The sequence below is a fragment of the Maribacter aestuarii genome (genome assembly GCF_027474845.2).
GTDB lineage: Bacteria > Bacteroidota > Bacteroidia > Flavobacteriales > Flavobacteriaceae > Maribacter > Maribacter aestuarii.
Genome location: NZ_CP107031.2, coordinates 1,921,189 through 1,945,000, shown reverse-complemented (window position 1 = coordinate 1,945,000; position 23,812 = coordinate 1,921,189). Strand labels below are relative to the sequence as shown.

The window sequence follows — 23,812 nt, the reverse complement described above, 5'->3', positions numbered from 1 at the left end:
ATTCAAATTTTTCTTAATAGCTTTAAGCTATGAAACAAAAAATCTATCAAATAGATGCCTTTACAGATACCGTTTTCGGGGGTAATCCTGCGGCGGTGTGCATTTTAGAAGCTTGGCTTCCCGACTCCCTAATGCAACAAATTGCTGCGGAAAACAATTTGGCCGAGACCGCTTTTGCCGTACCCCATGGAAATGATTACGAGTTGCGTTGGTTTACTCCGGAATTAGAAGTAGACCTCTGTGGACATGCCACCTTGGCAACCGCCTTTGTCCTGTTCAACTATTACGGGTTTGACAAAGATACACTTCGGTTTATTTCACCTAGAAGTGGTGAGCTTTTGGTTACAAAAAGCTCCAACGGCACTATGACCATGGATTTTCCTACGGATGAGTTAGTAACGGTAGCATCGCAACCGAACATCAATGAGGCCATTGGTAAGATTCCGCTGGAAACATTTAAAGGAAAAACCGACTATATGATCATTTATGATGCACAAGAAACTATAGAAGCCATCCGTCCCAACTTTCATTTGTTAAACCAACTGGATTGTAGAGGTGTCATTGTTTCCGCACCTGGAAAGGAGGTAGATTTTGTTTCCCGATTTTTTGCGCCGCAGTGCGGCATCCCTGAAGACCCGGTTACTGGATCGGCCCATACTACCTTGGCACCCTATTGGTCCAGAAAATTGGATAAAACAGTAATGTCCGCCAAACAGCTTTCGGTACGGGGCGGTGATTTAACCTGCGAATTCCTTGGAAATCGAATTAAAATCTCAGGGAGCGCCGTTTGCTATTTGATCGGGGAAATTACTATTTAATCTTCCAAACTTATTTCCAAGTAATCGTCTCCTCAGGAACTTCCTCAAACTGATATCGCATGTGTGCAAAACGTGCTTTAAGTAATTGTTTTCTACCTTCTATGTTTCGAGTGAATAGTATTTTGGAACCATCTACGTGCGTATTCCAATATTTTTTAAAAACCAGGGCATCCTCCTTCCTTCTAGCAAATTGGCCTGGCACAACGTAGTAATTACGAAAGCCTAATTTTCTTTTCAGCCAACTCTGGTTTACTAATAGATATCTGGGATTTTCTATCGGTGCAATAATCTCATTCAAAATTCCAACGAATAAATTACCGTTATGTTGATTGGCACCTTCCAGGTAAATCATAAAAGTACCTGTGGACCTTTGCTCGGAGATAATTTTGATTTCCTTAGATGCCTTGGTAAATAAATTTTGACTAATTAGATGAGCAAGCACTGCATTGGCGATCTTTTTGGTTTTTTTAAATTGATTACCGAAGAGGAAGTATACTTTTAAGGCTTTTATAGTTTTTGGCCCAAATCCAAGTATAAGGGCACTCGCTAATAAATACATAAATGAAAGCCAACCCTTGTTCAAAATAGTACCCAAATTCTTCGCTAGAAATTCTGGCAAAAAGAAGGATACACCAACTATAATTTGAACCGATAGATATTTTACGGCGTTCAAGCCCGCTAAACGCTTGGTTTTATCATATGGTATTTCTTTTTCGTAAGGCACCTTTAAAGATCGAATAAGCAAATTACCCTGATCTATAGCTGTATGCCATCGTTCTTTTAATCCCGAACGATTTTTAGCTTCCTGTAGCATTTTGCCGTTTAAGGCAACAATATCTAAATCGGCATTTAATGTTTCGGGCAACCCTAATCGTGTTATCCCATTTTCTATAAAAGGTTCGTTTCGCAATGAGACTCCATTAAATGCTTTGAACCGTTGTTTCAATTTTTCCATATCCTTACCTCCATCTTCGGCTGTAGGGTCCAAGCAGGCCAAATGCCAAATAGCACCTGTTTTATCGGCAATGTCCGCATCAACACGAATAGCCCTTCCACGCATTTGATTAGAAGAAACAAAAGAACCTACATAAGAGGCCAATACCAAGTTATTAATACTTGGTGCGTCCCAGCCTTCGCCTAATAAAGCTTTGGTACCAATTAGTACATTAATAGTTCCGTTTTCAAATAATCTAGTCACAGCAGCTACAATTTTATTTTTACCACTTTCCGGAACCTTAATAAAATAAAAGTCATCTAGAAAATTGAGTTCCTGCATTTTAAAATTACTTCCGGGTATTAATAGACTTAATGCCTCCAAAGCAGAACTGTTCAAGATGACGAGTGAGCCAGTAAGAACCCCTATTCGCCTTTCGAATCTATCTTGTGCCATCAAATAGTGAAAAATGGATATAACACCAAGTTTATTGAGTTTTGTAAGGTCTGATCCATGAAAATCTAAAAACTCTTTTCGGATATAATCGGTTAAGACTACGGCTCTTGTTTCCGATTTTAAGTCTTCTAAGGTGTCTTTTAGTATCTCATAGATACTTTTCAATTTACTAGGGCTATTGGCCAGGTTCCTATATAAATGTTGGTTTCCAATAAAATCCACCTTCTGTCTTTCCAGCACCCCAATACTGCGTAATTCTTTTTCTATGGGCATTAAAATAGCTTCTTGTTCAGCAAAGTTCTCTCTTTGCTTTACCAAAATTTCCTGTAACAAACATTGGGACCATTCATACGTGAAGGAAGGGAAATTTATATCCTTGGTCTTAAACCCTAGGATTTTAAGCTTATCTGGTTCAATTTCGTTACCGGCGGCTTTCAAATAGATAAGTATAGAGGAGAAGAATTGAGGATTCTCATAGATAAGCTCTAAGGATGTTTCTATGCTAGCGTAGATGTCCAGTCCCTTTAAAAAAGCTTGAAAAGCAGTATTTGCCGATAGACTTTGCATGAAATCTATTATCTGCTCTCTATACTTTACGATATACTTAATCTGTGCATTATCCGGTCTGGAGAAATAAATAAAATCCTGATGCGGACAGAGGTCGCCATTTTTAATCAAATCTGGTACCGCGATTTCGTCGTCTATAGGGCCGCACAATTCAAAATAGCGACTAATCTCCAGGGCAGAACTATCATAAGGCGGGGTTGCCGTTAAAGAAACTATAGTCAAGTTTTTTATTGCTTTTAGTTCAAAAAGGCAGTTCCACCATTCATTTTTTAAATGATGGGCCTCATCCAAGACCAAGGTTTCAATATTGTGCGCTACAATGAATTCCACTAATTGCTGACTGGCATTTTCCCCAAACGATTTTTGAAGTGCAAACAGGGATTGGTAAGTAGAAAACGTAATGAGTTTAGGTATTTTAATAGAAATTGAAAGTGTCTCTTTGTGCGGAGTAGGTTCAAAAAAATCTACAAGCCTGGCCTTCCATTGATTTCGAATAGTAAGGGTTGGGGCCAACACCAAAGTTGGTTTACCAATACGCAGGAGCATCTCTAAACCTAGTATCGTCTTGCCAGAACCTGGAGGGGCAACAACATGAAGGTGATTATCTATAATGTGATCTTGAAAACCATCTAGAAATTTCCCTTGATACTCCCGCCATGGAAATTTAAAAGTTAACGGTGTTCCGAATAATGCCAATAGCCTTCCTTTTTCTAAAAACTAAAAATACTACAACCTATAAGCGCAAAGTGCTTTAAATATGATAAAATAAAATTTAGTACACTCCAACAACCCACTAAATTCTATATCTTACTCCTCTATAACAATCAAATTATCATCAGAATTACGATCAATGAGCTTATTGTAGGGGTCAATTCCTGCTTTTAAAGGCTTTTCACTGGTGATGATAGTAAAGGTATTATCTCCGGGAGATAGCCATTTTAAATCGAATGAAAGTGGGTTCTTAATCGTTACGCCATCATCGTTGGTAATGTCCTCTCCAAAAAGTCCCACATCGACCAAATTCTTTTTATCATCCACCATTTTTTCCTTACCGGTGTCATCGTAATATATCTTTTTGGAGTTTACGGTGAATTTGGTCTCCCACTTACCATTGTCCAATGCTTTGGTCTTAGCCTCCATCACCCTGTTTTCATACAGGACAATCTCTTTAAACCCATCGTCCACTTTATATTTCAGGGAATCCGGCGTCACCGCATAAATAGCTTTATACAAATCTTCCGAGGTGGCGTAGTAGCCTTTCTCAAAGTATTTGAATTCGTTCAAGAAATTTCGCAGCGCCCTATTTACGACGTCTTCGCCCATAACATCCTGCAAATCGTACATGATCATTGAACCTTTTTCGTACCAAATATACTGACCGGTTTCCACATCCATTAAAGAACGTTCCGGCTTAAAACTGAACTGTCTATTGGATAAATAATCGTCCAAGGAATTTTTCAGGAAGGATTTGATCCCGTTTTCCCCATATTCCTGTTTCATGGTCATAAGCGATACGTATTCCGCCAACGTTTCCGAAATAATATTGGCCCCGGAAGTCTTGCTCGGCGTTACGATATGACCCCACCATTGATGCGCCACCTCATGAGACGTTACCCGAAAAGCGTAGTTGTAATCCGCTGCCCTTGAAAAATCGGCCACAAAACCAAAATCCTCTGAATAGGGTATCGTCGTGGCAAAAGACTGTGCAAAATTGGAATAGGCCGGGAATTCGATAATACGTATGACCGAATACGGGTACTCCATGTAGTTTTTGGAATTATAATCCAATGATATTTTAATGCCTTTTATAAAATATTCCAAGTTTCTATCATGTTTGGGAGAGTGATAGATTTCAATAGCTACATTTTTACCGCTAGGAGCCGTCCAGATATCCTTTTCCACAGTATATTCGGCACTTACGAAGTTGAAGAAATAGTCGGTCTTTTCCTCTAACTTATACGTGTAGTAACTACGGTCACCTTCTTCCCATTTTTTAATCAATGTTCCCGGAGCAATTGCTATTTGGTCTTTTGAAGTACTTACCGTTGCCTCAAAAGACATGTAATTACTGTCCTCATTAAAAAGGTTCTTTTTAAGTGCGGTACTGTCCGTTCTTGGTGGGTATAGAAAATCCAACTCTTCCAATCCGTATTTTTTACGCACTCCATTATCACTCAAAGCCCGGTCGTAATGAAAGGTTGGGAAAATAGCATCCCTAAAAAAGGTCCCGTTATTCAAAATCGCTGTTTCCGTATCGTTAGAAAATCCGTGGGTACGCACCTTGGTTTCAATAACCAGATTGGCCGTGTCCTTGGGTTGTAATGGTTGCGGTAATTTGTAAATAAACAATCGGTATATACTGTCGTTCAAGAAGGGTTTTATCTCGACACCATTATATTGTACTTTACTGATTTTGGTGTCAGCGATGGGAAATTTAATTTCCATCAGAACCGTATCAATAGGTTTTTCCGATGGGTTTATTACCCTAAAAATACCCTGTGCATCTGCTTTACGTTCTTTGGGATAGATATCAATGTTTGCCTTTAAATCTATAACCTGAATGTGCGGTTTACCAATGTACTTTCCATAGGCCTTCTCCGCATCGGCGTTTACTTTTTCCCCATAATCGCCATCCTCCAATTGATTCAAAACTTTAATGTTGTAATAGCTGTAGGCGGCTACCGAAGCAAAAGCAAAGATGAACAATAGCGTATAGGCCACTGTTTTTCCCTTAAACCTTGCCTTCGCCAGTTTTAGACGTTCCTTGGCAGAGGAAAAGAAGCCCCTGTTCCAAAAGATTTTTCCAATCGCCGCAAATATGCAGGTAAGCAAGACCCAATACAAATTCAACCAAAATTCACCGTACAAATAGTGCCCAAATCCATTGAGGTCGCTTAAAAAGCTTCCCGTAGTATCTCCAAAAATTAGTAATGGATTGTTTAATTTAAATGCCAAATTCAATAATAAAGGCAGACCTACGTAGATGGCTACCACAATAAAATGACCCAAAAATTTATTGTTGACCAGCACGTGTACAAAAAATGCCAGTAGTAATGTCATTAGATACCCTGGGAATATCTTAGAGAAATTATAAACGAAGTACATCCCCAGTTCGTAGTTGAAATATCCGTTTAAAGTTTGATATATAATACCGACCAGTATGCCTACTAAGGTCAACAAAAACGCTACCCCAACTAGGGAAATGATTTTAGAAAGGTATAAGGTATTATTGCTTACCGGGAGTGCGTCGTAAAACTCAAAAGTTTTGTTTTTCCGTGTTCTATGCACAGCCTCCCCTGCATAAATAATTAATATGATGACCGAAAACAGTGAGATACCCCCTGCAATCTGCACGACCATGTACCGTGTTAGCGGTAAGGAGGGTGTGCCGTAGATCTGATTGGATTGATAGGCCACAAAACCGGCTATGAGTATTCCGATGACAATCAATACCAAAAAAACGGATTCCTTTACGATGGAGAGAAATTCAATCTTGCTAAGCGACCAAAGATTCTCTCGTTGCGATTTTTTGGAAAAACTTTGTACTACTGAAGTTATGTTCCCAGCCTCATAAACCTCCTTATCCTCTTTGACCGACTTTTTCTTTTTCGAGGACAAAAAGCCTTTGTATGAAAATTTAAATAGTGTAAAGAAAAATATGGCGGTTGCTATTCCCAACCATAACAGCCGGTTGATCATAAACTTCCCGCTTAGGGAGAGTTGGGTAGTATTCAATTCGTCAACCGACCAGTATTTTGTAAGGTATCCATGCGCGGTTTCCCCAAAAGGATCCACATAAACGCTTAACCATTCGGTATCCAAATTGGATAGTAATTGACCCGAAACTATGGTGGCCAACAGAATAACAATTCCGCCTAGATATAGTATGGGCATCCGTTTAAAAAACGTCATTAGACTAAAGAAAAGGCTTCCCACAAAGAACGCATTGAACGTTAATAGGTAAATAAAGGGAAGGAAATAGGACCAAAAATTAAAATCGGTATACGTACCGTAGTCGGGCCTATCCAAAAGCGCTCCCAAGCCATACCCTATCATAGCGCCGAATACCGCGGCCAAATTCATGAGGGTAACAATGGTAAAACTTCCCAAAAAGCGGCCCAGGATATAATTTTTCTCGGGTATGGGGAACGTAAAATAGGTCTGTGCGGTCTTATGCTCTTCATCTCTGAATACAGGAACACCCATGATGGCCGCATAAAAGAATAGCGCTAATATGCTCATCCCTCCAAGAACGCTAACAATGGCATTTGGGCTATTGGTATACTGCGCGGTTATGGATTTATCAAAGACCGCCAATAAAAGCGGAATCAGGAACATGAGGAAGATATAGATGTACGTTGCCGGCCTTCTAAGGCGGTACTTCAACTCAAACAAGAATATTTCCTTCATTAGGCCACGGTTTGAGGTTGATTGATACTATAAAAATAAAAGTCCTCCAAATTATTGTTTACCGGTTCAAAACCATCCCCCGGATGACTATCACTGTAAACGTTCACATTCAAATTACCGCTCCTCAAATAGGTGGACAAAACTGTATATTCCGTTTGGTATTTTTCAATATCCTTTTTAGCTATCTTTTTTCTGAAAACCTTGTTATCCAATGTATTGGATAAGGTCTGTGGATGTCCTTGTACAACTATCTTACCTTCATTGAACACGGCCATATTGGTACATAGGTTAACCACATCGTCCACGATATGGGTAGACAAAATAACCACGGCGTCTTCTCCAAGTTCACTTAGCAGGTTGTGAAAACGATTACGTTCCAAGGGATCTAGCCCGGCTGTGGGTTCATCTACAATAATCAATTTTGGATTTCCTATCAATGCCTGTGCAATTCCAAAACGTTGCCGCATTCCGCCCGAATAATCGCCCAGATTACGTTTCCTGAATTTGTAGAGGTTTACCTTGTTCAGCAAATCTGAAACATAGGATTTGCGTTCGTTCTTATTTTGAATCCCTTTTATTTTGGCAATATGGTTCAGCATCATTTCTGCCGATACTTTTGGGTACACCCCAAAATCCTGTGGCAGGTAACCCAGTATCTTCCGCAACTCGTCCGGCGCTGAAAACACATCAATGTCATTGAAAGTGATAGTGCCGCTATCGGCCAATTGCAAGGTGGCGATGGTGCGCATTAACGTTGATTTTCCTGCGCCGTTAGGGCCTAACAATCCGAACATCCCCGTACCTATTTCTAGGTTTACATCGTTTAAGGCCTGTGTTCCGTTCGGATACGTCTTGTTCAAGTTTGCTATGGAGAGCATATGCTGATTTTTGGTTGGTTTCTAATTTTTAGGAATAAGTAGGAATTCCATTCCATTTGTTACGAATTAACGGATAAATATTGTAAATCATTTGAGAACAGGACCGCAATGCTGTTATAGAATCCTAGGCGTACCGTATATTTGTGTAAGCTCATTTTTTAAAATGAACATATTGAACCTAGAAAAACAAACACGTGTATCCACTTATAAGAAATAGAAGACTCAGAAGCTCGGACGCCATAAGGCATTTGGTCCGCGAAACCATCATTACCCCTAGTGATTTCCTCGTTCCGCTTTTTGTGGTGGAGGGTAAAGGTGTTAAGGAAGAAATAAATTCCATGCCCAATTATTACCGGTTAAGTTTGGACAACTTGGAGAAAGAAGTAAAAGAACTCTGGAATATGGGACTTTGCGCGGTACTCCTATTCGTAAAAGTTCCGGAAAATCTTAAGGACAACGCCGGTTCCGAAGCTTTAAACGAGAATGGTTTGATGCAATTGGCCATTAAAACTGTAAAAAATGCCTGTCCTGAAATGTTGGTGATGACCGATGTTGCCCTGGACCCCTATTCTTCTTACGGGCATGATGGTATTGTATCGGACGGACAAATAGTAAACGATGAGACCGTGGAAGTGTTGGCGGAAATGAGTATTTCCCATGCCAAGGCCGGAGCAGATTTTGTGGCGCCCAGTGACATGATGGACGGTCGAATATTGAGCATACGGGAAGCCCTGGAGGATGAAGGCTACACCAATACCGGCATCATGAGCTACAGCGCCAAATATGCCAGTGCTTTTTACGGACCTTTCCGGGACGCCTTGGATTCTGCGCCTGTGGACCAAAAAAATGTACCGAAAGACAAAAAAACCTATCAGATGGACTCGGCCAACCGGTTCGAGGCAATTCGGGAAACACAACAAGATATTGATGAAGGTGCGGACATTGTGATGATAAAACCCGGTCTTTGCTATTTGGATATTGTGCGGGAAATTAAGAACGAGGTAGACGTTCCGGTTGCGGTTTATCAAGTATCCGGCGAATATGCCATGGTGAAGGCCGCTGCGGAAAAGGGTTGGTTGGACCACGATGCCGTAATGATGGAGCAACTCATTGCCATAAAACGGGCTGGTGCCAATATCATAGCCAGTTATTTCGCCAAGGATGTGGTCCGGTTAATGTGAACCTAGGTTTATGAAACAGCTCCAATTATTTTTCTTCTGTCTCTTCCTTTGCCAATTAGGGGCACAAGAAATCATTCCAGATAAGATGGCGCTACGCAATGCTTCGGCACTCGATAATTCCTTGTTATCGGAGATTGATTTACTTTCCGTAAACGCAAAGGTAGACTCCATTATAACAAATGGTATAAAAAACGAAGCATTCCCTGGCGCGCAGGTGCTGGTTGCCGAAAAAGGAAATATCATCTTTCATAAGGCCTATGGCTATCATACCTATGACAGCCTGCAACCAGTTGGGCTCAGCGACATTTACGATTTAGCTTCTGTTACGAAAATCCTAGGCCCCTTGCCTGCTTTGATGAAATTGGTGGAGGAAGGAAAACTTGATTTGGATGCGCCCTTTAGTAATTATTGGACCCCGTGGCAACGAAGAAAGGATAAAAGGGATATTACCCTCAGAGAAATCCTGGCGCATCAGGCCGGGCTGGAACCCTATATCTTATTTCTGAGTAAGGTTTTGAAGAAAGATGGTCACTTAAAACATCGATTTGTAAAAACCTCCAAAAGAAATCGGTTTGAAAATGAAGCCTATGACGGACTTTACGTAAAAAACCGTTTCAATAGAAAAATGTACCGTATCATTAATCGCTCCGATGTATCCGAAGATAAAACCTATCGGTATTCCGGGTTAACCTTCCTCATTTTCCCGGCATTGATTGATCAACTCACCGGTGTACCCTATGAAAAATATATCACGGAAAACTTTTTTAAGCCCGTAGGTGCAAAAACATTGGGTTTTCTGCCTATGACCAAAGGTTTTCCGAACAAAATAGTTCCTACAGAGGAAGATACTATATATAGGAATACCATGACCCAGGGCTGGGTACACGATGAAAATGCATCCTTACTTGGTGGAATTTCCGGTAATGCCGGACTATTTGGTTCGGCATCGGACTTGGCCAAGATGATGCAGCTCTATGTACAATTTGGAAATTTTAACGGGGAACGCCTACTATCGGAAAATGTGGTGAAAGAATTCATCAAAATACAATATCCGGATAATGATAATAGACGCGGCTTGGGCTTTGACAAACCACTTTTGAACAACGACACCCTCTCCCTATCCGAGGCCTATCCTGCCCCAGAGGTGAGTGCCAAAAGTTTTGGACATAGCGGATTTACGGGCACATTCGTATGGGCCGACCCAGAAAACCAATTGGTATATATTTTCCTGTCCAACCGGGTCTACCCTACCCGGGCCAATCGTAACCTGTATGAAATGAATATCCGCCCGGCAGTACAGCAGGTATTTTATAACGCCTTAACCCGTATGGAATAAGGTAAGGCTATTAGCAATTTATTGGTATCTTAGGCGCACAAAATAACCACATGGGATTACTTATTTTTTACGCACTTATCTCCATCTTTTTTTCGTTTCTCTGCTCTATTCTAGAGGCAGTACTCTTAAGCATAACCCCAACATTCGTTAACGTTAAAAAACGTGAGGGAAAGTCGTACGCCCATACCCTGGAAACCCTTAAAAACGATGTGGATGAACCCCTCATTGCCATCTTGACCATAAATACCATTGCACATACGGTAGGTGCCATTCTTGTGGGGGTACAGGCTAAAGTTGCTTATGCCGAGCTATACGGCTCCACTACCAGAAGCGTATTGGGGATGGAGTTTACGGAAGACTTGATGGTAGGGGCGGTATCCACCGTTATGACCATTCTGATACTCGTCGCTTCGGAAATCATCCCAAAGACCATTGGGGCCACTTATTGGAGGCAATTAGCCAATTTTAGTGCAAAAACGCTGAAAATCATGGTAGTGGGTCTAAAATATACCGGTTTACTATGGCTGTTACGTCTATTTACTAAGCTTGTTGGCGGAAAAGGGCATCACGGTAGTGTGTTGAGCAGGGAGGATTTTACGGCCATGACGGACATGGCCCATGAAGAAGGGGTTTTTGAAAAGTCCGAGTCTACCATTATCAAGAACCTATTGCGTTTTGACGAAGTCCTCGTTAAGGATATCATGACGCCAAGGGCGGTCATGAAAATTGCCTCTGACCAAAAGACCATACAAACCTTTTTTGAGGAGAATCCAAAGCTCCGCTTTTCCCGGATTCCTATTTTTCACGAAAAAATGGACAACATTACCGGATTTGTGCTAAAGGACAACGTTTATGAGGAAATCATCAACAAGAACGGCGATATGCTCTTGGGGGAACTAAAACGCGATATTCTCGTTACCCGCAGAAGCACCCCCATACCCAAATTATTTGACATTCTTATCGCCAAAAGAGAGCATATTGCCCTTGTAGTGGACGAGTACGGATCAGTAGCCGGGCTGGTAACCATGGAAGATGTAATTGAGACCCTTCTGGGACTTGAAATCATGGACGAGAGCGATAATATTGCCGATTTGCAGACCTTTGCGCGTAAAAACTGGGAAAACAGGGCCAAACAGAGCGGCGTCATTGAAAAAGATCCACCAACCCCCAAAGAGAAATAAAAAAGTTAGTTATGGATCGTGCTTTTATTAAAACACCTTTGGGCGTCGCCAAATTAAAAGGTAATGCAGATGGCCTAAGCTCCATAACAGTTTTAAATACCGATGAAACCGTAACGGACATTGTTCCGGAATCATTGGAAGATGCTGTTTATCAACTCAACGAATATTTCCAGGGAAAGCGTCAACAGTTCGATTTGACGTTGAACCCTGAAGGCACCGATTTTCAACAACGTGTTTGGCAGGCCTTAGAAGAAATTCCCTTTGGTAAAACCGTATCCTACCTACAACTCTCCAAAAATTTGGGCGACCCCAAGGCCATACGTGCCGTGGCGGCAGCAAACGGTAAAAATCCGCTGTGGATCGTGGTTCCTTGCCATAGGGTCATTGGCAGTGATGGTTCCTTGACCGGTTATGCCGGCGGACTACACCGAAAAAAGTGGCTTTTAGCGCATGAAAGTCCCGCAAAACAACAATCTCTCTTCTAGTTTAACCGACCGTTTGGTCGGTAGGTACCCCTTGTCTCTTGGATTAGTGCTTAACGGTTACTTTTTATCCAGAATTGTGGCTAAACAACTGAAATTCACGATTTCCATATCAATGAGAGGTTGTAAAAAACAAACTGGATGGTCGGTATGGCCCTATTATAAAATTGAAGCTCTACAAGACTAAAGATTGCTGGAAAAAAGAAGATTAATCCTCATCTAAGCTGATAGCAGATCAGATATATAAGGATGATTACAAGAAGTCCAACGGACTTTTTACTTGTAACATACTTCTTTTGGAAACGTGGGTATAAAGCATGGTGGTTTTGATACTGTTATGCCCCAAAAGTTCCTGTATGAGGCGTAAATCTGTTCCCGACTCTAAAAGATGTGTTGCATACGCATGTCTAAGACTGTGCAACGTAACCTCTTTTGTAATTCCGGCCCTTTTTACAGCTCCTGAAAAAACCGCCCTAAGGCTGGCAGATGCGTATTTATTTTTTTGACCCTCGAACAAATAAACCCTAGGCTCGTATTGTTTATAATATTTTCGCAACAGTAGTTTTAAAGATTCTGGAAAAGGCAGCTGCCTATCTCTCTTTCCTTTGGCTGCTTTAATGGTAACTATATCCCTGTGCTTATCTATATGGGATAATTTTAGGTTAATAAGTTCACCACTCCTTAAGCCCAAGGCATAGATAGTGGTTAGCATCGCTTTATGCTTTAAATTCTCTGTAAGATCAAGCATTTTTTTTACCTCTTGCAGCGAGAGAATATCTGGCAACACCCTTTGCGGTTTTCTAGGTCGTACCGTATCTAAATCTAAATGCGTTCCGTACATCTCTTTCATATATAATACCAAGGCACATAGCAACTGTTTTTGGGTTGTATATGCGTAACTCCTTTTTGAAATAATATTACGGATGTGCTGCAACAAGAAAGGGGTTTCTAATCGATGGATTTCTTGGTTCTCACCAATGAAGGTATCAAATACGGATAACAAGCCTACATATGCATTTATAGTGTTACTGCTATACCTTTTAATGGTTAAGAGTTGTTCAAAATCTTTAAACCTGTTCATATACGTCTACTGTTTTGTATAAAGGAAAGTTACATTATTTATGATTATAAACATTCGATAGCAGGAGGTTATGCATACATTTTTGTTATTTTAGCTTTATAACCTAGTTGAATTTCATTACTCATATCCTCTCTACTGTTTTTTATAGGTATTCATGTGTTCGCTGCGCTCGTGACGGCTATGCCGACCTGCGTTGCTCTATTTTTGATACTCAAAAACCCCGCCCCACAGGTAATGAAATTCAACTACAGTGTGCCTTTCTCTCGTGCGTTGTACGCACTCGTCGAAGGCAGGACCGGATAACTTATTGTCCGATAACCATTCCACGGCATACACCAGACCAGAGATAACCCCTTAGATGAACGAAAGTCAACAACGACGCTATAAGTAATCCGGCACGACCCTGTACGTATTTTTATCCTTATCACTATCTTCGATAGCGAACAAACAAAAATCCGAGGTATGCCATGTCCACGACTCGCCCATTGCTGAAGCAATGTCGTGTATAGCGCTTCCGTTGTGCGTAATTAACCGAAAGATGAAAATCATACCAGAAAACAAAATTGAATTGTATTTAAAATTGGGGAGAAAACTATCCTGTTTTGTGAAAGTCGACTCATATTTTGAAAGTAGAACTTGTGATTGGATAAAACTTGAAAAATATGATTCGAATTATAAGGCTACTTTGGTTCGAAGCTTTGATGAAGGAGACGAGTTTTTTAATGATGTTTTGAAGTTTGAAACAGTGAATGAACTTGACGGAGAAGTTGAGTTTATTGAAGGAGATATTCAAACTATTAAAAAATGGGTCTTTGAAAATTATAATTTGAAAATGGATGGATTTTATCAGATGAATGACTTGAAAATAAAATATATGGAACTTGTAAAAGAAAAAAATTGGGAAGTCAACTTAATGATGAACATATTTAAAACTAAGAATGAAAATAATAACAATTATTGCAATATTGCTATTAAAAGTAAATTGTAATGGTCAAAATCAAGAAATGAAAACACCTACTGAAATAACAAAGGAATTTATAATTGACTATAAAAAATGGAATGACTTTGCCTTCGCTGTAAAAGAAAATAAAGATGAAAATGGCCAGTATAAAATTGGTAAAATGTATGATGACTTAATACTCAAATTTTGTAGTCCTGAAAAAAAATATCAGGGACTTGCTTATGGAAGTGATTCTGACCATTGCCCTAAACAAGAATTAGTAATTGAAGAAATAATTGATGCTGCAAAAGCAATTGTTAAAACAAAATTTACCAATGAAAAATTCAGTTTTATAGAACATGATTATGAATATCATTTTACTCTAATTGAGAATAAATGGATTTTAGAAGAATTGTATTTAGTGGATGATGATGGAAAATATAAGTCGCTGTAAAAACTACGCACAACTCAACCTATAAACAATACTGGCTTAGGTTTTAAACGCAATGGTTTGCGTATTTTCAGAGTGTCGCCAAATCTTTGGGATTTCGCTTTGGACAAAAAAAGAAAAAACAAAACCAAAAATTTTTGCTTCGCGCTTAGCTGGAAATCCGCTGGATTTTTGCGCCGCACTAATCATAGCCCAGCCGTTGAATTTCATTACTCATATCCTCTATACTGTTTTTTATAGGTATTCATGTGTTCGCTGCGCTCGTGACGGCAATGCCGACCTGTGTTGCTCTATTTTTGATGCTCAAAAACCCCGCCCCACAGGTTATGAAATTCAACTACAGTGTGCATTTCTCTCATGCGTTGTACGCACTCGTCGAAGGCAGGACCGGATTACTTAGTGTACAGTAACCATTCCACGGCATACGCCGGACGAGAGATAACCCCTAAGATGAACGAAAGTCAACAACGACCCTATAAGTAATCCGGCACGACCCTGTACGTATTTTTATCCTTATCACTATCTTCGATAGCGAACAAACAAAAATCCAGGGTATACCATGGCCACGACTCGCCCATTGCTGGCGCAATGTCGTGTATGGCGCTTCCGTTGTATGCCAGGTAAAAATTGAACTGTAAGCCAAAAATCCAACTTGGAAAACCTTCAGAAAGTGTGCTCTCCAATGGATATAATGCTATTTTGAGTAGAATAAGAATATTTATTAGACATTTAGTAAGAAAAAAATGAAACAGATATCTTTTTGGCCAATAGGGGTAGCGTTAAGCTTACTGATGGTGATGCCCGCAATAGTCACAGCACAGCAAAGCAAGCTCACGCTTGACGACCTATTCGCGACAACAAAACTGACGGGAACAACCCCATCCCGGCCTACGTGGGCACCGAACAGCGAGCACTTCGCCTTTTCCTGGAGCGAACCAGGAAATCCTGGACGTGGCCTCTGGCTATCCACAAGCGACGGAAAGGAAGTACGCCTCATTTCTAATACGGCATCCGAAGCAGTGAGCGAAATTGTCTGGACCGACGCAAACACCATCATGAGCCTGCGAGGGAACAACTTATGGCAAACAACGCTAAATCAAGTAGACGATCTCCAGTATATGCCCGTAGAGACCGGTGCACATAACCTATCGATATCACCAAGCAGCAAGCAGGCGGCATACATACGTGATGGTGACCTATGGCTTGCTGACTTCGCTTCCAAAGAGAATCGACAGCTTACAGAAATCGGCATCGCCAGTCTCTCGAGCCTACCGAAGGGGCGTTATAGCCGACCGGAACGTGAAATCGGTCCGGGCATCTGGAGTGGGCCAACGTACAAGTGGTCCCCAGATGGCCAAACAATCGCGTTTCACGTTGTTGACCGACGCGAGATGCGAAAGGTGCCCTTCCCGGATTATCTGGCAGCCGAAACCAACCCCAATGAGGTACGCCGAAGCTACCCGGGCGATCCTAACGAGATTCGCAGGGTTGGCCTGCTCGATGTAGCAAGTGGTAATATTACGTACCTGGATTTGCCAGACCCACACGCCAAGCAGATTATCGACTTCAACTGGTCACCAAGCGGTGCTTTCCTGGTTGATACCGCATCCGACACAGCAGTTGAGCGTAAGTTGTACGTTGTGGCACCTGGAGAAAGCAAACTGCGCGAGATTTGGCGAGGTGTTAGAGCGAACCGCATGTACACATCGTTTGGATCTACTTGGCATCCGGATGGGCAGCAGGTCGTTTTCTTAAGTGATATGGGTGATAGATATGGCCTCTATACGATTGATTCCTCACCGTCTAAGGATCGTCCGCAGCTATTGACTGATCCGTCCTACGATGTATTGTCTGCCCCAGGTATTGCTGGTGATGCACTGTTTTATACTGGCAACGGTGTTAATCCGTACGAACAACACGTGTATCGCCTGAATACGTCCAGTGGCGTGCCCGAGCAGCAAACGCATCTTGCAGGCCGAAACGATGGCTACCCCTCACCGGATGGCCGGCACCTGGTGTTCATGCACAGCAACGACACCTCTCCACCCGAGCTTTATGTGCTCAACAGTACGGGTGGTGACGCCACACGAATAACCCATTCTCCGCTGCCTGCCTTCACGGAGAGAAGCTGGACCGCCGCAGAATATGTTAATTTCCCCAGTCTTGTTGATGACTATACCCTGCATGCCCGAATCCTGAAACCTTCCAACATGCAGCCCGGCCAGAAGTATCCAGTGCTGTTTGGACCCGTGTATTCTAATACAGCGAGGAACCGCTGGGCCGGTAACTACAGCCTCATACAACAACTGTTGGTTCATAAGGGATACATTATCGTGCAGGTAGATTCACGTGGTAGCAACGGTTATGGCAGGGCATTCCGTGAAGAGTTCCTGCTGGGCTTTGCCGACCAGGATATTGAGGATTATGCAAGTGCCGTTGCCTACATGGAGTCACTGGATTATGTAGATCCCGATCGCATCGGCATCTGGGGCAGCAGTTACGGTGGAACGCTCTCCGTTTATTCGCTCTTGATGAAGCCCGGCCTATTCCAGGTGGGTGTTGCGGCAGCGGCAGCCGTTGACCCGATATTCTTTGGCACGGACGACGTGGCCATTGTTCGTCGCCCACGGACACATCCGGAGATTTTCGAGAGAAAGGCGATTAAGTATGCAGCGAATCTGGAGGATAAACTTCTGTTCATCCATGGGATCCAGGATCATGTGGTACCCTTCAAGACGACGGCCGTGTTGGCTGAAGAACTGATTAAACAAGGCAAGGACTTCGACTTTGCGTTTGCCCCGGGTGCGACGCACGGATGGAGCCGTCAGCAGCATTACGATCGCTACTTATTTGGCAAGATGATCGAATACTTTGACCGACACCTAGCTGTGCCGTCTGAGTAGATGTTTGCTGGTGTCTTGTTGCTAGGCGTAGAATAACGCCGCATAACAAACGATATACTACATGCCTCATCTGAGTTATCTGACAGTGAAACGTAACAAAGAAACATTACCGATATTTGAAAGCCCAGAGGAACGTGCCATATCTGGGCGTTCAGGTCAATTAGCTAGACACTTCGTGGTCGTCGTATGTTCACTCCGCTCGGTGGCCCTATAATTTACAATCCCAATACCACAAAATCCCGCAAGGGTACATCCGCCAACTCGCACCCCTTCAAGAACTCTGGAGCGAATTCAATCGGAAGACAGCTATCCGCCCCATAGTTGAACGGTTTTTGCTATATTTCCGTAGAAATCAATGCCAACGCAACCCGCCCACTGCTCACGCAGCTGTCGTGTTTAGCGCTGTAGTTAGGCAGAAGCGAACGAAATTCGAAATATTAATACAAATGAATTCAAGAGTTCACTTTCTAAATTTTGGATTTATATGATATTTAAATCAAAATTGTTACTTATTGTTACTTTGCTCTTCTCAATTCATAAAAGTATTGCACAAGATGTATTTACGGAAGTTGGTATAGGACTTGGAAACGTTATCGGAAAAGAGCATCAAAAAGGTAAAGCAGAAATCTATTTTAATATATTCAAATCATATAGATTTGGTGAGATTGGATTGGATATCTCAACTGGTGGAAATTTCATACCTGGAAATATAAGTGGAATTGAAGATAACACTGAAACTTTATCACCAAATGACGCAAAATTTACTTCCATATCAGCTTTTTATAGATTACCAATAATTAAGAAAATATACTTTGAACCTAGATTTGGCTACTCTACATTATTTTATTTTATCAATGCTGATAATGAAAGAAAAATAAATAAGTCAAATATTACATACGGACTTGGAATTGGCACAACTCTTTTTGAAAATCTCTCATTATCCTTAAGGTATCAGCATTTAGGAAACACACCTAATTATGAAGGAAGTAAAGAATCAACTACGATTATTTCAAAGTCCGAGCCCTTAAATTTGGTGTTTTTAAGAGTAGCATACCGATTTAATTGGGATTCAATATTTTAAAATTAGAAATTATAATAAATCATTTAGATTAATTTAAATAAAACTGGAATTGATAATAAATTCTAAAAGCCACTGCCTAACAATGTAAAAAAATTATCGTGGTTTAATCACTAAAACAAAAGTGAAATTTATAAATTAAACAACAGTAATAAACGTAATGGTAAGTATATAAAATCCACTACTATTCTTATACGAACCGTTGAATTTCGTTACTCATATCCTCTATACTGTTTTTTATAGGTATTCATGTGTTCGCTGCCCTCGTAACGACTACGCCGACCTCCGCAGCTCTGTTTTTGATGCCCAAAAACCCCGCCCCACAGGTTATGAAATTCAACTACAGTTTACCTTTCTCTCATGCGTTGTACGCACTCGTCGAAGGCAGGACCGGATTACTTAGTGTACAGTAACCATTCCACGGCATACGCCGGACGAGAGATAACCCCTAAGATGAACGAAAGTCAACAACGACCCTATAAGTAATCCGGCAAGACCCTGTACGTATTTTTATCCTTATCACTATCTTCGATAGCGAACAATTAAAAGTCCGGGGTATGCGATGGCCACGACTCGCCCACTGCTGACGCAATGGCGTGTATAGCGCTTCCGTTGGCAACAAGCTAAAGAAACATCTGAACTTCAAATCAAAAAACGAACAAATGAACAAGACTGTCCTACTTTTATTTCTGACTTTTGTAATAATTTCTTGCAAACAACCAACTGAAAAATCTAACAAATTAAAAAAAGACTTTTCAGCTGTTAAGGACACATTAACTACAAAATTAGAGGAATCAAATAAAGATGGGGAAATAGTTGGTTTTTCAGTAGCTATTATCGCTGAAGACAATGTGATTTATAATAAAGGATTTGGATTTTCTGATTCCAAAAATAATAAGGAATATAAAACGAATACCATTCAGAATATAGGTTCGATTGCAAAAACTTTAATCGGTATATCCTTATTGAAAGCTCAAGAATTGGGAAAACTAAATTTAGATGACCCAATAAATAAACATCTACCATTTGAAGTAATAAATCCTAATTATCCTGACGTTCCAATTACCATAAGGCAATTAGCAACACATACGTCATCAATAGTTGATGATGAAGAAAATTATTTAAAAGCATTTATTCTCGAAAACGATGAGGTAAAAGAAGAGGAAGAAACCGCTTTCACTCATTTTCAAAAATCTGACAAAAGAATTTCTCTCAAGGATTTTTTACAAGCTTGTCTTTCACAAGATGGCAAATGGTTTACAAAAAAAATGTTTTCCGAGAATATACCAGGTACAGAATTTGAATACACAAATTTTGGAGCAGATTTATGCGGTTTAGTAATTGCAGAAGCTACAGGAATGTCATATAAAGATTTTACCGAAAGATATATCCTAAACCCATTAAGTATGAACGATTCTGGCTGGTCGATTAAAGATGTAGATTCTCTAAAACGTTCAAAATTTTATCTCTACAAAGGTCAAAAAATTGCTGATTATACTGCAATTACTTATCCAAATGGCGGATTGTTTACTTCAAGCGAAGATTTAGGAAAATTTCTATCTGAACTTATGAAAGGATTTGATGGTAAAGGAACATTACTTAATAAGAAAAGTTATACCGAGTATTTTAAGAAACAATTTGAAAACCCTTTAAACGAAAGTGGTAGAATTAATCTTGGGCTTTTTGTTGAATATAACAACGACTTTGTGGGTTCTAATGAACTATTTATAGGTCATAATGGTTCGGATTTTGGCTCGTTTGCAATTATGTATTTTAATCCAGAAACAAAGATCGGAACAATTGTAATGTCAAATACGGACATTGATTACAAAGATAATGTTGTACCAGTATTAAAAAATATATGGAAAAATACATTGGAATACAAAGACAAAATGAACTAAAAAAGCCAGTTGCCAACAACGTATATAATTAATTGTTCGTTCTATGTGTACTCGGAAAATTCTTGTGGAATTTTCAGTAGGTTCGTTACCTTTTACTAAATTAGACCTGGTCAACACAACTAATCATATACAAACACGTTCAGGTCAATTCACCTGCGGTGAACTTTAATCGCTCCGTGCTGGGCACTCCCGCCCTCAAAGTTAATTGACCTGAACTACAGCGCAAAACCGGATTACCTAACGGGAAGCCCTAAAGGACATCACCTCCAGAGGGCATCGAGCCAAAACTGACACGAACGGCCACTAAAAGTAATCCGGCCCCACAGGTTATGAAATTCAACTACAGTGTGCCTTTCTCTCATGCGCTGTACGCACTCGTCGAAGGCAGGACCTGATTGCTTAGTGACGATAACCATTCCGCGGCATACGCCGGACATGAGATGACCCCCTAGATGAACGAAAGTCAACAAAGAGGCTATAAGTAATCCGGCACGACCCTATCCGTATTTTTATCCTTATCACTATCTTAGACAGCGAACAAATAAAAATCCGCGGTATGCCATAGCCACGACTCGCCCACTGCTCACGCAATGTCGTGTAGAGCGCTGCCCTTGGCAAAAATGTATTTTATAAAATAATGAATATGAAATATCTATTTGTATTGACAATGATGGCCCTAATTATCTCAAGTTGTGACCCCGTATCAGATATGGAAGCGGATATAGAAAATTTAACATCTCAGACTCTAACAATTCAATTTATCTCGTCAGATGAAAGTTTAAGCAAAACCTTGCAAATACTTCCTAATGGAATTGAACTCTTTCAGGAAGGTTTTGATATTGGTAGCACTTTTCTTGAACCTTCACTCGTAGATTATGATTCTGTGGTTATTAAAAATCAAACTGAACAGATTCTTAAAGTCTATAAAGAAAATGATACTGGGAAAAATATTTATAACATAGATGACTATTGGATAGCAAGTGAACCATCAAAAAGATTTTTTGATTACAAATATATAATTGAGAGCGATGATATTGAATAAGCGCTTTTGCCAACAATGCCTATAGCAAATAGCGCATGAAGCACGATATTTAAAGGCTTTGGTTGGTTTGCTAAGTCCGCTAAATCTTTTGGTTTGGCTTTTAAAATGATAAAGATAGAAACAAAACAAAAAGCTCTGCCTACTAGCGCAGAAGTAAACGAAAAAATTTACTTGCCGCCCCACTTCCCATAGTCCAACCGTTAGGCGAAATATTCTAATCTTATGTCTTACAATAGAAACAAAACAGAAATTTTTTGGGGTATTGCTGCTCTGACACTCTCTTTATTTCTTGCCTCATTTATTTTTGGTTTTCGTAGCCTTTTCAGTTGGACAACAGATATCAATGTTTATGATACCTTCCTCGTGACAGATTCCATAAACGGATTCATTCTGATATTGACACTGCTCACATTTTTGATATATCTAGTTAGGGCAATTAAAACCAAATTCAATAATCAAATTGTCAATTATATACTATTGTTTGCCAATGGTTATTTGATTTACTTAAGTAAGATGGTTGTGCTTATTGGCATAATGATTTCATCTGTTTTACAGCGAGATGGGGAGTCAAATGGCCAAGGTTGGTCTATAGAGCCGCCGTATAGTGCCAATACAGATTCCATCGATGACAATAGTTCAATAGTTGTGATAATCCAGTTGGCCTTAATAATTATTTTTGGTTATATCGCCTATCGAACTGGAGCAAATAAAAATAAGCGCCGCTCCTAACAACGGCTCTACCGGATCACTTATTGTTGGGTAACCATTCTACGGCATACGCCGGACGAGAGATAACCCCTTAATTGAGCTAAAGTCAACAACGACGCTATAAGTAATCCGGCGCGAACCTGTCCGTATTTTTATCCTTATCCCTATCTTAGATAGCGAACAAATGAAAATCTGCGGTCGCACTACATATAGTGCTTCCGTTGGCCGTATAATCAAACCCAATCTATGAAACGTTTATTAAGCTTATTTACCCTATTAATCTTTGTTTCTTGCCAACAAAATGAAAAAAGCCAAATCATTGAAAGCCCGAATAAAGAAATATCCGAAGCGATTGAAGTTTTAATAATTGGAACATTTCATTTTGAGAATTTTAATCCAGAAAACAACGGAGATGTAATAGAGGTTAATCTTCCAGATGTTCTTACAATAGAAAATCAATTAGAATTAGAAAAAATTGCAAAAGCGATAGTAAACTTTAATCCCAATAAAATATTTTTAGAATATCCATTTGCAGCACAAGAAAAAGTAGATTCAATTTATAAAAATTTTACATCAACTGATTTTTCAAAAGTTAAAAGGGACGAAAGATATCAGTTAGGTTTTAGAGTAGCTAAAATGATTGACCATGAGAAAGTGTATGCAATGGATTTTAGGACTCATTTTCCGTTTGATAGCTTAATGACACAAATGGAAAAGGCAAAGCAATATGACCTAATAGCGAAAGACAGCCTAGAAGTTTTAAAAATTGAGGATTTTGAGAACGAATTATATTCTTCGAATAAAAATTTATCCGAAATGCTATTTTACCAAAATGACAACAAAAAACGAAAAGAAGATATAAATTGGTATCTAAGCTTAGCAAATAAGGGAGGTGAAAAAGGAAACTTTGTAGGTGCTTATTTGACATCGGAATGGTATCGAAGAAACCTATACATGTATTCAATAATTCAAAAGGAAGTTGAACAAGAAGATAACAAAATTATGATTTTAGCCGGCGCGAGTCATATAGCCATGTTCAAAGATTTTATGGACTATAATCCCGAATGGAAAACTATTGAATTAAAAGACATAATGAAAGAATAACTATGGCTAACACCGGATGTTATTTATTACTAGTTCTACTCCGCTTCCGAAAATCCTCCCAGATTTTCTATTCGCTTTATATCTGCTAAATTAGGTGCTTGAACACGCAACTGACCATATAAAAATAGGTTCGTATCAATTAAATAGCCCAATTCGTGGTCATCGTGTCTTCGCTCCCGTCGGTGACCCCGTAGTTTATACTCCCAATAGCGCAAAATCTCGCAAGAGTACGTCAGCGAAAGCGGACTCCTTGGCGAACTATGAAGCGGATTGGACGGGAATACAGCTATTCGCCTCATGATTGAAGGGATTTTGCTATATTTCCCTTGAAATCAATGCCAACGCAACAATTCTCCCACTG

The 23,812-nt window shown here is 40.2% G+C and carries 22 protein-coding genes; 14 read left to right on the top strand and 8 right to left on the bottom strand.

Annotation, left to right across the window (positions count from 1 at the left end; genetic code table 11):
• Positions 1–29: 29 nt before the first annotated feature.
• On the top strand, positions 30–818 hold the full coding sequence (locus N8A89_RS08820; RefSeq protein WP_281541941.1) for a PhzF family phenazine biosynthesis protein: 789 nt from the start codon (positions 30–32) through the stop codon (positions 816–818).
• Positions 819–828: 10 nt separating this feature from the next.
• Here N8A89_RS08820 and N8A89_RS08815 read toward each other — a convergent pair whose 3' ends face one another.
• The 3 genes from N8A89_RS08815 to N8A89_RS08805 form a co-directional block, all read right to left on the bottom strand.
• Positions 829–3,471, bottom strand: coding sequence for a DEAD/DEAH box helicase family protein (locus tag N8A89_RS08815; protein WP_281541940.1), 2,643 nt, complete (start codon positions 3,469–3,471; stop codon positions 829–831).
• A gap of 111 nt (positions 3,472–3,582) precedes the next feature.
• The gene (locus N8A89_RS08810; RefSeq protein WP_289644184.1) at positions 3,583–7,185 is read right to left on the bottom strand and encodes an ABC transporter permease/M1 family aminopeptidase; all 3,603 of its coding nucleotides are present in this window, start codon (positions 7,183–7,185) and stop codon (positions 3,583–3,585) included.
• Positions 7,185–8,063, bottom strand: coding sequence for an ABC transporter ATP-binding protein (locus tag N8A89_RS08805; protein ID WP_281541937.1), 879 nt, complete (start codon positions 8,061–8,063; stop codon positions 7,185–7,187). Before N8A89_RS08805 ends, N8A89_RS08810 begins: the two co-directional genes overlap by 1 nt.
• 194 nt (positions 8,064–8,257) lie before the next feature.
• Between N8A89_RS08805 and hemB the strand changes: the two genes are divergently transcribed.
• From hemB to N8A89_RS08785, 4 genes are read left to right on the top strand one after another with little or no spacing between them, the layout of a single operon-like run.
• Positions 8,258–9,244, top strand: a complete 987-nt coding sequence (gene hemB / locus N8A89_RS08800; protein ID WP_281541936.1) for a porphobilinogen synthase — start codon at positions 8,258–8,260, stop codon at positions 9,242–9,244.
• 10 nt (positions 9,245–9,254) lie between these two features.
• A complete protein-coding gene (locus N8A89_RS08795; protein ID WP_281541935.1) occupies positions 9,255–10,580 on the top strand; it encodes a serine hydrolase domain-containing protein in 1,326 nt (441 codons plus the stop codon).
• Between the two features lie 50 nt (positions 10,581–10,630).
• Complete coding sequence (locus N8A89_RS08790; RefSeq protein ID WP_281541934.1) at positions 10,631–11,761, top strand: CNNM domain-containing protein; 1,131 nt, start codon at positions 10,631–10,633, stop codon at positions 11,759–11,761.
• 11 nt (positions 11,762–11,772) lie between these two features.
• Positions 11,773–12,246, top strand: a complete 474-nt coding sequence (locus N8A89_RS08785) for a methylated-DNA--[protein]-cysteine S-methyltransferase (RefSeq protein ID WP_281541933.1) — start codon at positions 11,773–11,775, stop codon at positions 12,244–12,246.
• A gap of 250 nt (positions 12,247–12,496) precedes the next feature.
• Here the strand turns inward: N8A89_RS08785 and N8A89_RS08780 are convergent, their stop codons facing one another.
• Together N8A89_RS08780 and N8A89_RS08775 are read right to left on the bottom strand one after the other, a co-directional pair.
• Positions 12,497–13,324, bottom strand: coding sequence for a tyrosine-type recombinase/integrase (locus N8A89_RS08780; RefSeq protein ID WP_289645392.1), 828 nt, complete (start codon positions 13,322–13,324; stop codon positions 12,497–12,499).
• Between the two features lie 381 nt (positions 13,325–13,705).
• A complete protein-coding gene (locus tag N8A89_RS08775) occupies positions 13,706–13,873 on the bottom strand; it encodes a hypothetical protein (protein ID WP_281541930.1) in 168 nt (55 codons plus the stop codon).
• On the opposite strand from N8A89_RS08775, the gene N8A89_RS08770 reads away from it, so the two are divergent.
• A complete protein-coding gene (locus N8A89_RS08770; protein WP_281541929.1) occupies positions 13,863–14,312 on the top strand; it encodes a hypothetical protein in 450 nt (149 codons plus the stop codon). The genes N8A89_RS08775 and N8A89_RS08770 overlap by 11 nt on opposite strands.
• On the top strand, positions 14,263–14,718 hold the full coding sequence (locus N8A89_RS08765) for a hypothetical protein (RefSeq protein ID WP_289645390.1): 456 nt from the start codon (positions 14,263–14,265) through the stop codon (positions 14,716–14,718). Before N8A89_RS08770 ends, N8A89_RS08765 begins: the two co-directional genes overlap by 50 nt.
• Before the next feature lie 36 nt (positions 14,719–14,754).
• Here the strand turns inward: N8A89_RS08765 and N8A89_RS08760 are convergent, their stop codons facing one another.
• Together N8A89_RS08760 and N8A89_RS08755 are read right to left on the bottom strand one after the other, a co-directional pair.
• Complete coding sequence (locus tag N8A89_RS08760; protein ID WP_281541927.1) at positions 14,755–14,925, bottom strand: hypothetical protein; 171 nt, start codon at positions 14,923–14,925, stop codon at positions 14,755–14,757.
• 263 nt (positions 14,926–15,188) lie between these two features.
• Positions 15,189–15,398 (bottom strand): hypothetical protein, encoded by a 210-nt coding sequence (locus N8A89_RS08755; protein ID WP_281541926.1) that lies wholly within the window; start codon positions 15,396–15,398, stop codon positions 15,189–15,191.
• A gap of 60 nt (positions 15,399–15,458) precedes the next feature.
• On the opposite strand from N8A89_RS08755, the gene N8A89_RS08750 reads away from it, so the two are divergent.
• From N8A89_RS08750 to N8A89_RS08720, 7 genes are all read left to right on the top strand, one after another.
• Positions 15,459–17,618 carry a S9 family peptidase gene (locus N8A89_RS08750; RefSeq protein ID WP_281541925.1) on the top strand — a complete coding sequence of 720 codons (2,160 nt, stop codon included), beginning with the start codon at positions 15,459–15,461 and terminating at the stop codon, positions 17,616–17,618.
• Between the two features lie 484 nt (positions 17,619–18,102).
• Positions 18,103–18,699: a hypothetical protein gene (locus tag N8A89_RS08745; RefSeq protein ID WP_281541924.1), complete on the top strand. Its 597-nt coding sequence runs from the start codon at positions 18,103–18,105 to the stop codon at positions 18,697–18,699.
• Positions 18,700–19,056: 357 nt separating this feature from the next.
• The gene (locus tag N8A89_RS08740; RefSeq protein WP_289645386.1) at positions 19,057–19,182 is read left to right on the top strand and encodes a hypothetical protein; all 126 of its coding nucleotides are present in this window, start codon (positions 19,057–19,059) and stop codon (positions 19,180–19,182) included.
• 176 nt (positions 19,183–19,358) lie between these two features.
• On the top strand, positions 19,359–20,597 hold the full coding sequence (locus N8A89_RS08735; RefSeq protein WP_289645384.1) for a serine hydrolase domain-containing protein: 1,239 nt from the start codon (positions 19,359–19,361) through the stop codon (positions 20,595–20,597).
• Positions 20,598–21,240: 643 nt separating this feature from the next.
• Positions 21,241–21,639: a hypothetical protein gene (locus tag N8A89_RS08730; protein ID WP_281541921.1), complete on the top strand. Its 399-nt coding sequence runs from the start codon at positions 21,241–21,243 to the stop codon at positions 21,637–21,639.
• A 222-nt stretch (positions 21,640–21,861) separates the two neighbouring features.
• On the top strand, positions 21,862–22,368 hold the full coding sequence (locus tag N8A89_RS08725; protein ID WP_281541920.1) for a hypothetical protein: 507 nt from the start codon (positions 21,862–21,864) through the stop codon (positions 22,366–22,368).
• A 225-nt stretch (positions 22,369–22,593) separates the two neighbouring features.
• Positions 22,594–23,451 (top strand): DUF5694 domain-containing protein, encoded by an 858-nt coding sequence (locus N8A89_RS08720; RefSeq protein ID WP_281541919.1) that lies wholly within the window; start codon positions 22,594–22,596, stop codon positions 23,449–23,451.
• Between the two features lie 35 nt (positions 23,452–23,486).
• On the opposite strand, the gene N8A89_RS08715 is transcribed toward N8A89_RS08720, so the two are convergent.
• Positions 23,487–23,750, bottom strand: a complete 264-nt coding sequence (locus tag N8A89_RS08715) for a hypothetical protein (RefSeq protein WP_281541918.1) — start codon at positions 23,748–23,750, stop codon at positions 23,487–23,489.
• Positions 23,751–23,812 lie beyond the last annotated feature (62 nt).

Coding starts and splice junctions, on each gene's coding strand:
- N8A89_RS08805 (WP_281541937.1), bottom strand. CDS start 8,063: ATGCTCTCCATAGCAAACTTGAACAAGACGTATCCGAACGGAACACAG.
- N8A89_RS08740 (WP_289645386.1), top strand. CDS start 19,057: ATGCGTTGTACGCACTCGTCGAAGGCAGGACCGGATTACTTAGTGTAC.
- N8A89_RS08770 (WP_281541929.1), top strand. CDS start 13,863: ATGAAAATCATACCAGAAAACAAAATTGAATTGTATTTAAAATTGGGG.
- N8A89_RS08750 (WP_281541925.1), top strand. CDS start 15,459: ATGAAACAGATATCTTTTTGGCCAATAGGGGTAGCGTTAAGCTTACTG.
- N8A89_RS08765 (WP_289645390.1), top strand. CDS start 14,263: ATGAAAATAATAACAATTATTGCAATATTGCTATTAAAAGTAAATTGT.
- N8A89_RS08820 (WP_281541941.1), top strand. CDS start 30: ATGAAACAAAAAATCTATCAAATAGATGCCTTTACAGATACCGTTTTC.
- N8A89_RS08735 (WP_289645384.1), top strand. CDS start 19,359: ATGAACAAGACTGTCCTACTTTTATTTCTGACTTTTGTAATAATTTCT.
- N8A89_RS08790 (WP_281541934.1), top strand. CDS start 10,631: ATGGGATTACTTATTTTTTACGCACTTATCTCCATCTTTTTTTCGTTT.
- N8A89_RS08745 (WP_281541924.1), top strand. CDS start 18,103: ATGATATTTAAATCAAAATTGTTACTTATTGTTACTTTGCTCTTCTCA.
- N8A89_RS08720 (WP_281541919.1), top strand. CDS start 22,594: ATGAAACGTTTATTAAGCTTATTTACCCTATTAATCTTTGTTTCTTGC.
- N8A89_RS08725 (WP_281541920.1), top strand. CDS start 21,862: ATGTCTTACAATAGAAACAAAACAGAAATTTTTTGGGGTATTGCTGCT.
- N8A89_RS08715 (WP_281541918.1), bottom strand. CDS start 23,750: ATGAGGCGAATAGCTGTATTCCCGTCCAATCCGCTTCATAGTTCGCCA.
- N8A89_RS08795 (WP_281541935.1), top strand. CDS start 9,255: ATGAAACAGCTCCAATTATTTTTCTTCTGTCTCTTCCTTTGCCAATTA.
- N8A89_RS08775 (WP_281541930.1), bottom strand. CDS start 13,873: ATGATTTTCATCTTTCGGTTAATTACGCACAACGGAAGCGCTATACAC.
- N8A89_RS08785 (WP_281541933.1), top strand. CDS start 11,773: ATGGATCGTGCTTTTATTAAAACACCTTTGGGCGTCGCCAAATTAAAA.
- N8A89_RS08780 (WP_289645392.1), bottom strand. CDS start 13,324: ATGAACAGGTTTAAAGATTTTGAACAACTCTTAACCATTAAAAGGTAT.
- N8A89_RS08760 (WP_281541927.1), bottom strand. CDS start 14,925: ATGAAATTCAACGGCTGGGCTATGATTAGTGCGGCGCAAAAATCCAGC.
- N8A89_RS08730 (WP_281541921.1), top strand. CDS start 21,241: ATGAAATATCTATTTGTATTGACAATGATGGCCCTAATTATCTCAAGT.
- N8A89_RS08810 (WP_289644184.1), bottom strand. CDS start 7,185: ATGAAGGAAATATTCTTGTTTGAGTTGAAGTACCGCCTTAGAAGGCCG.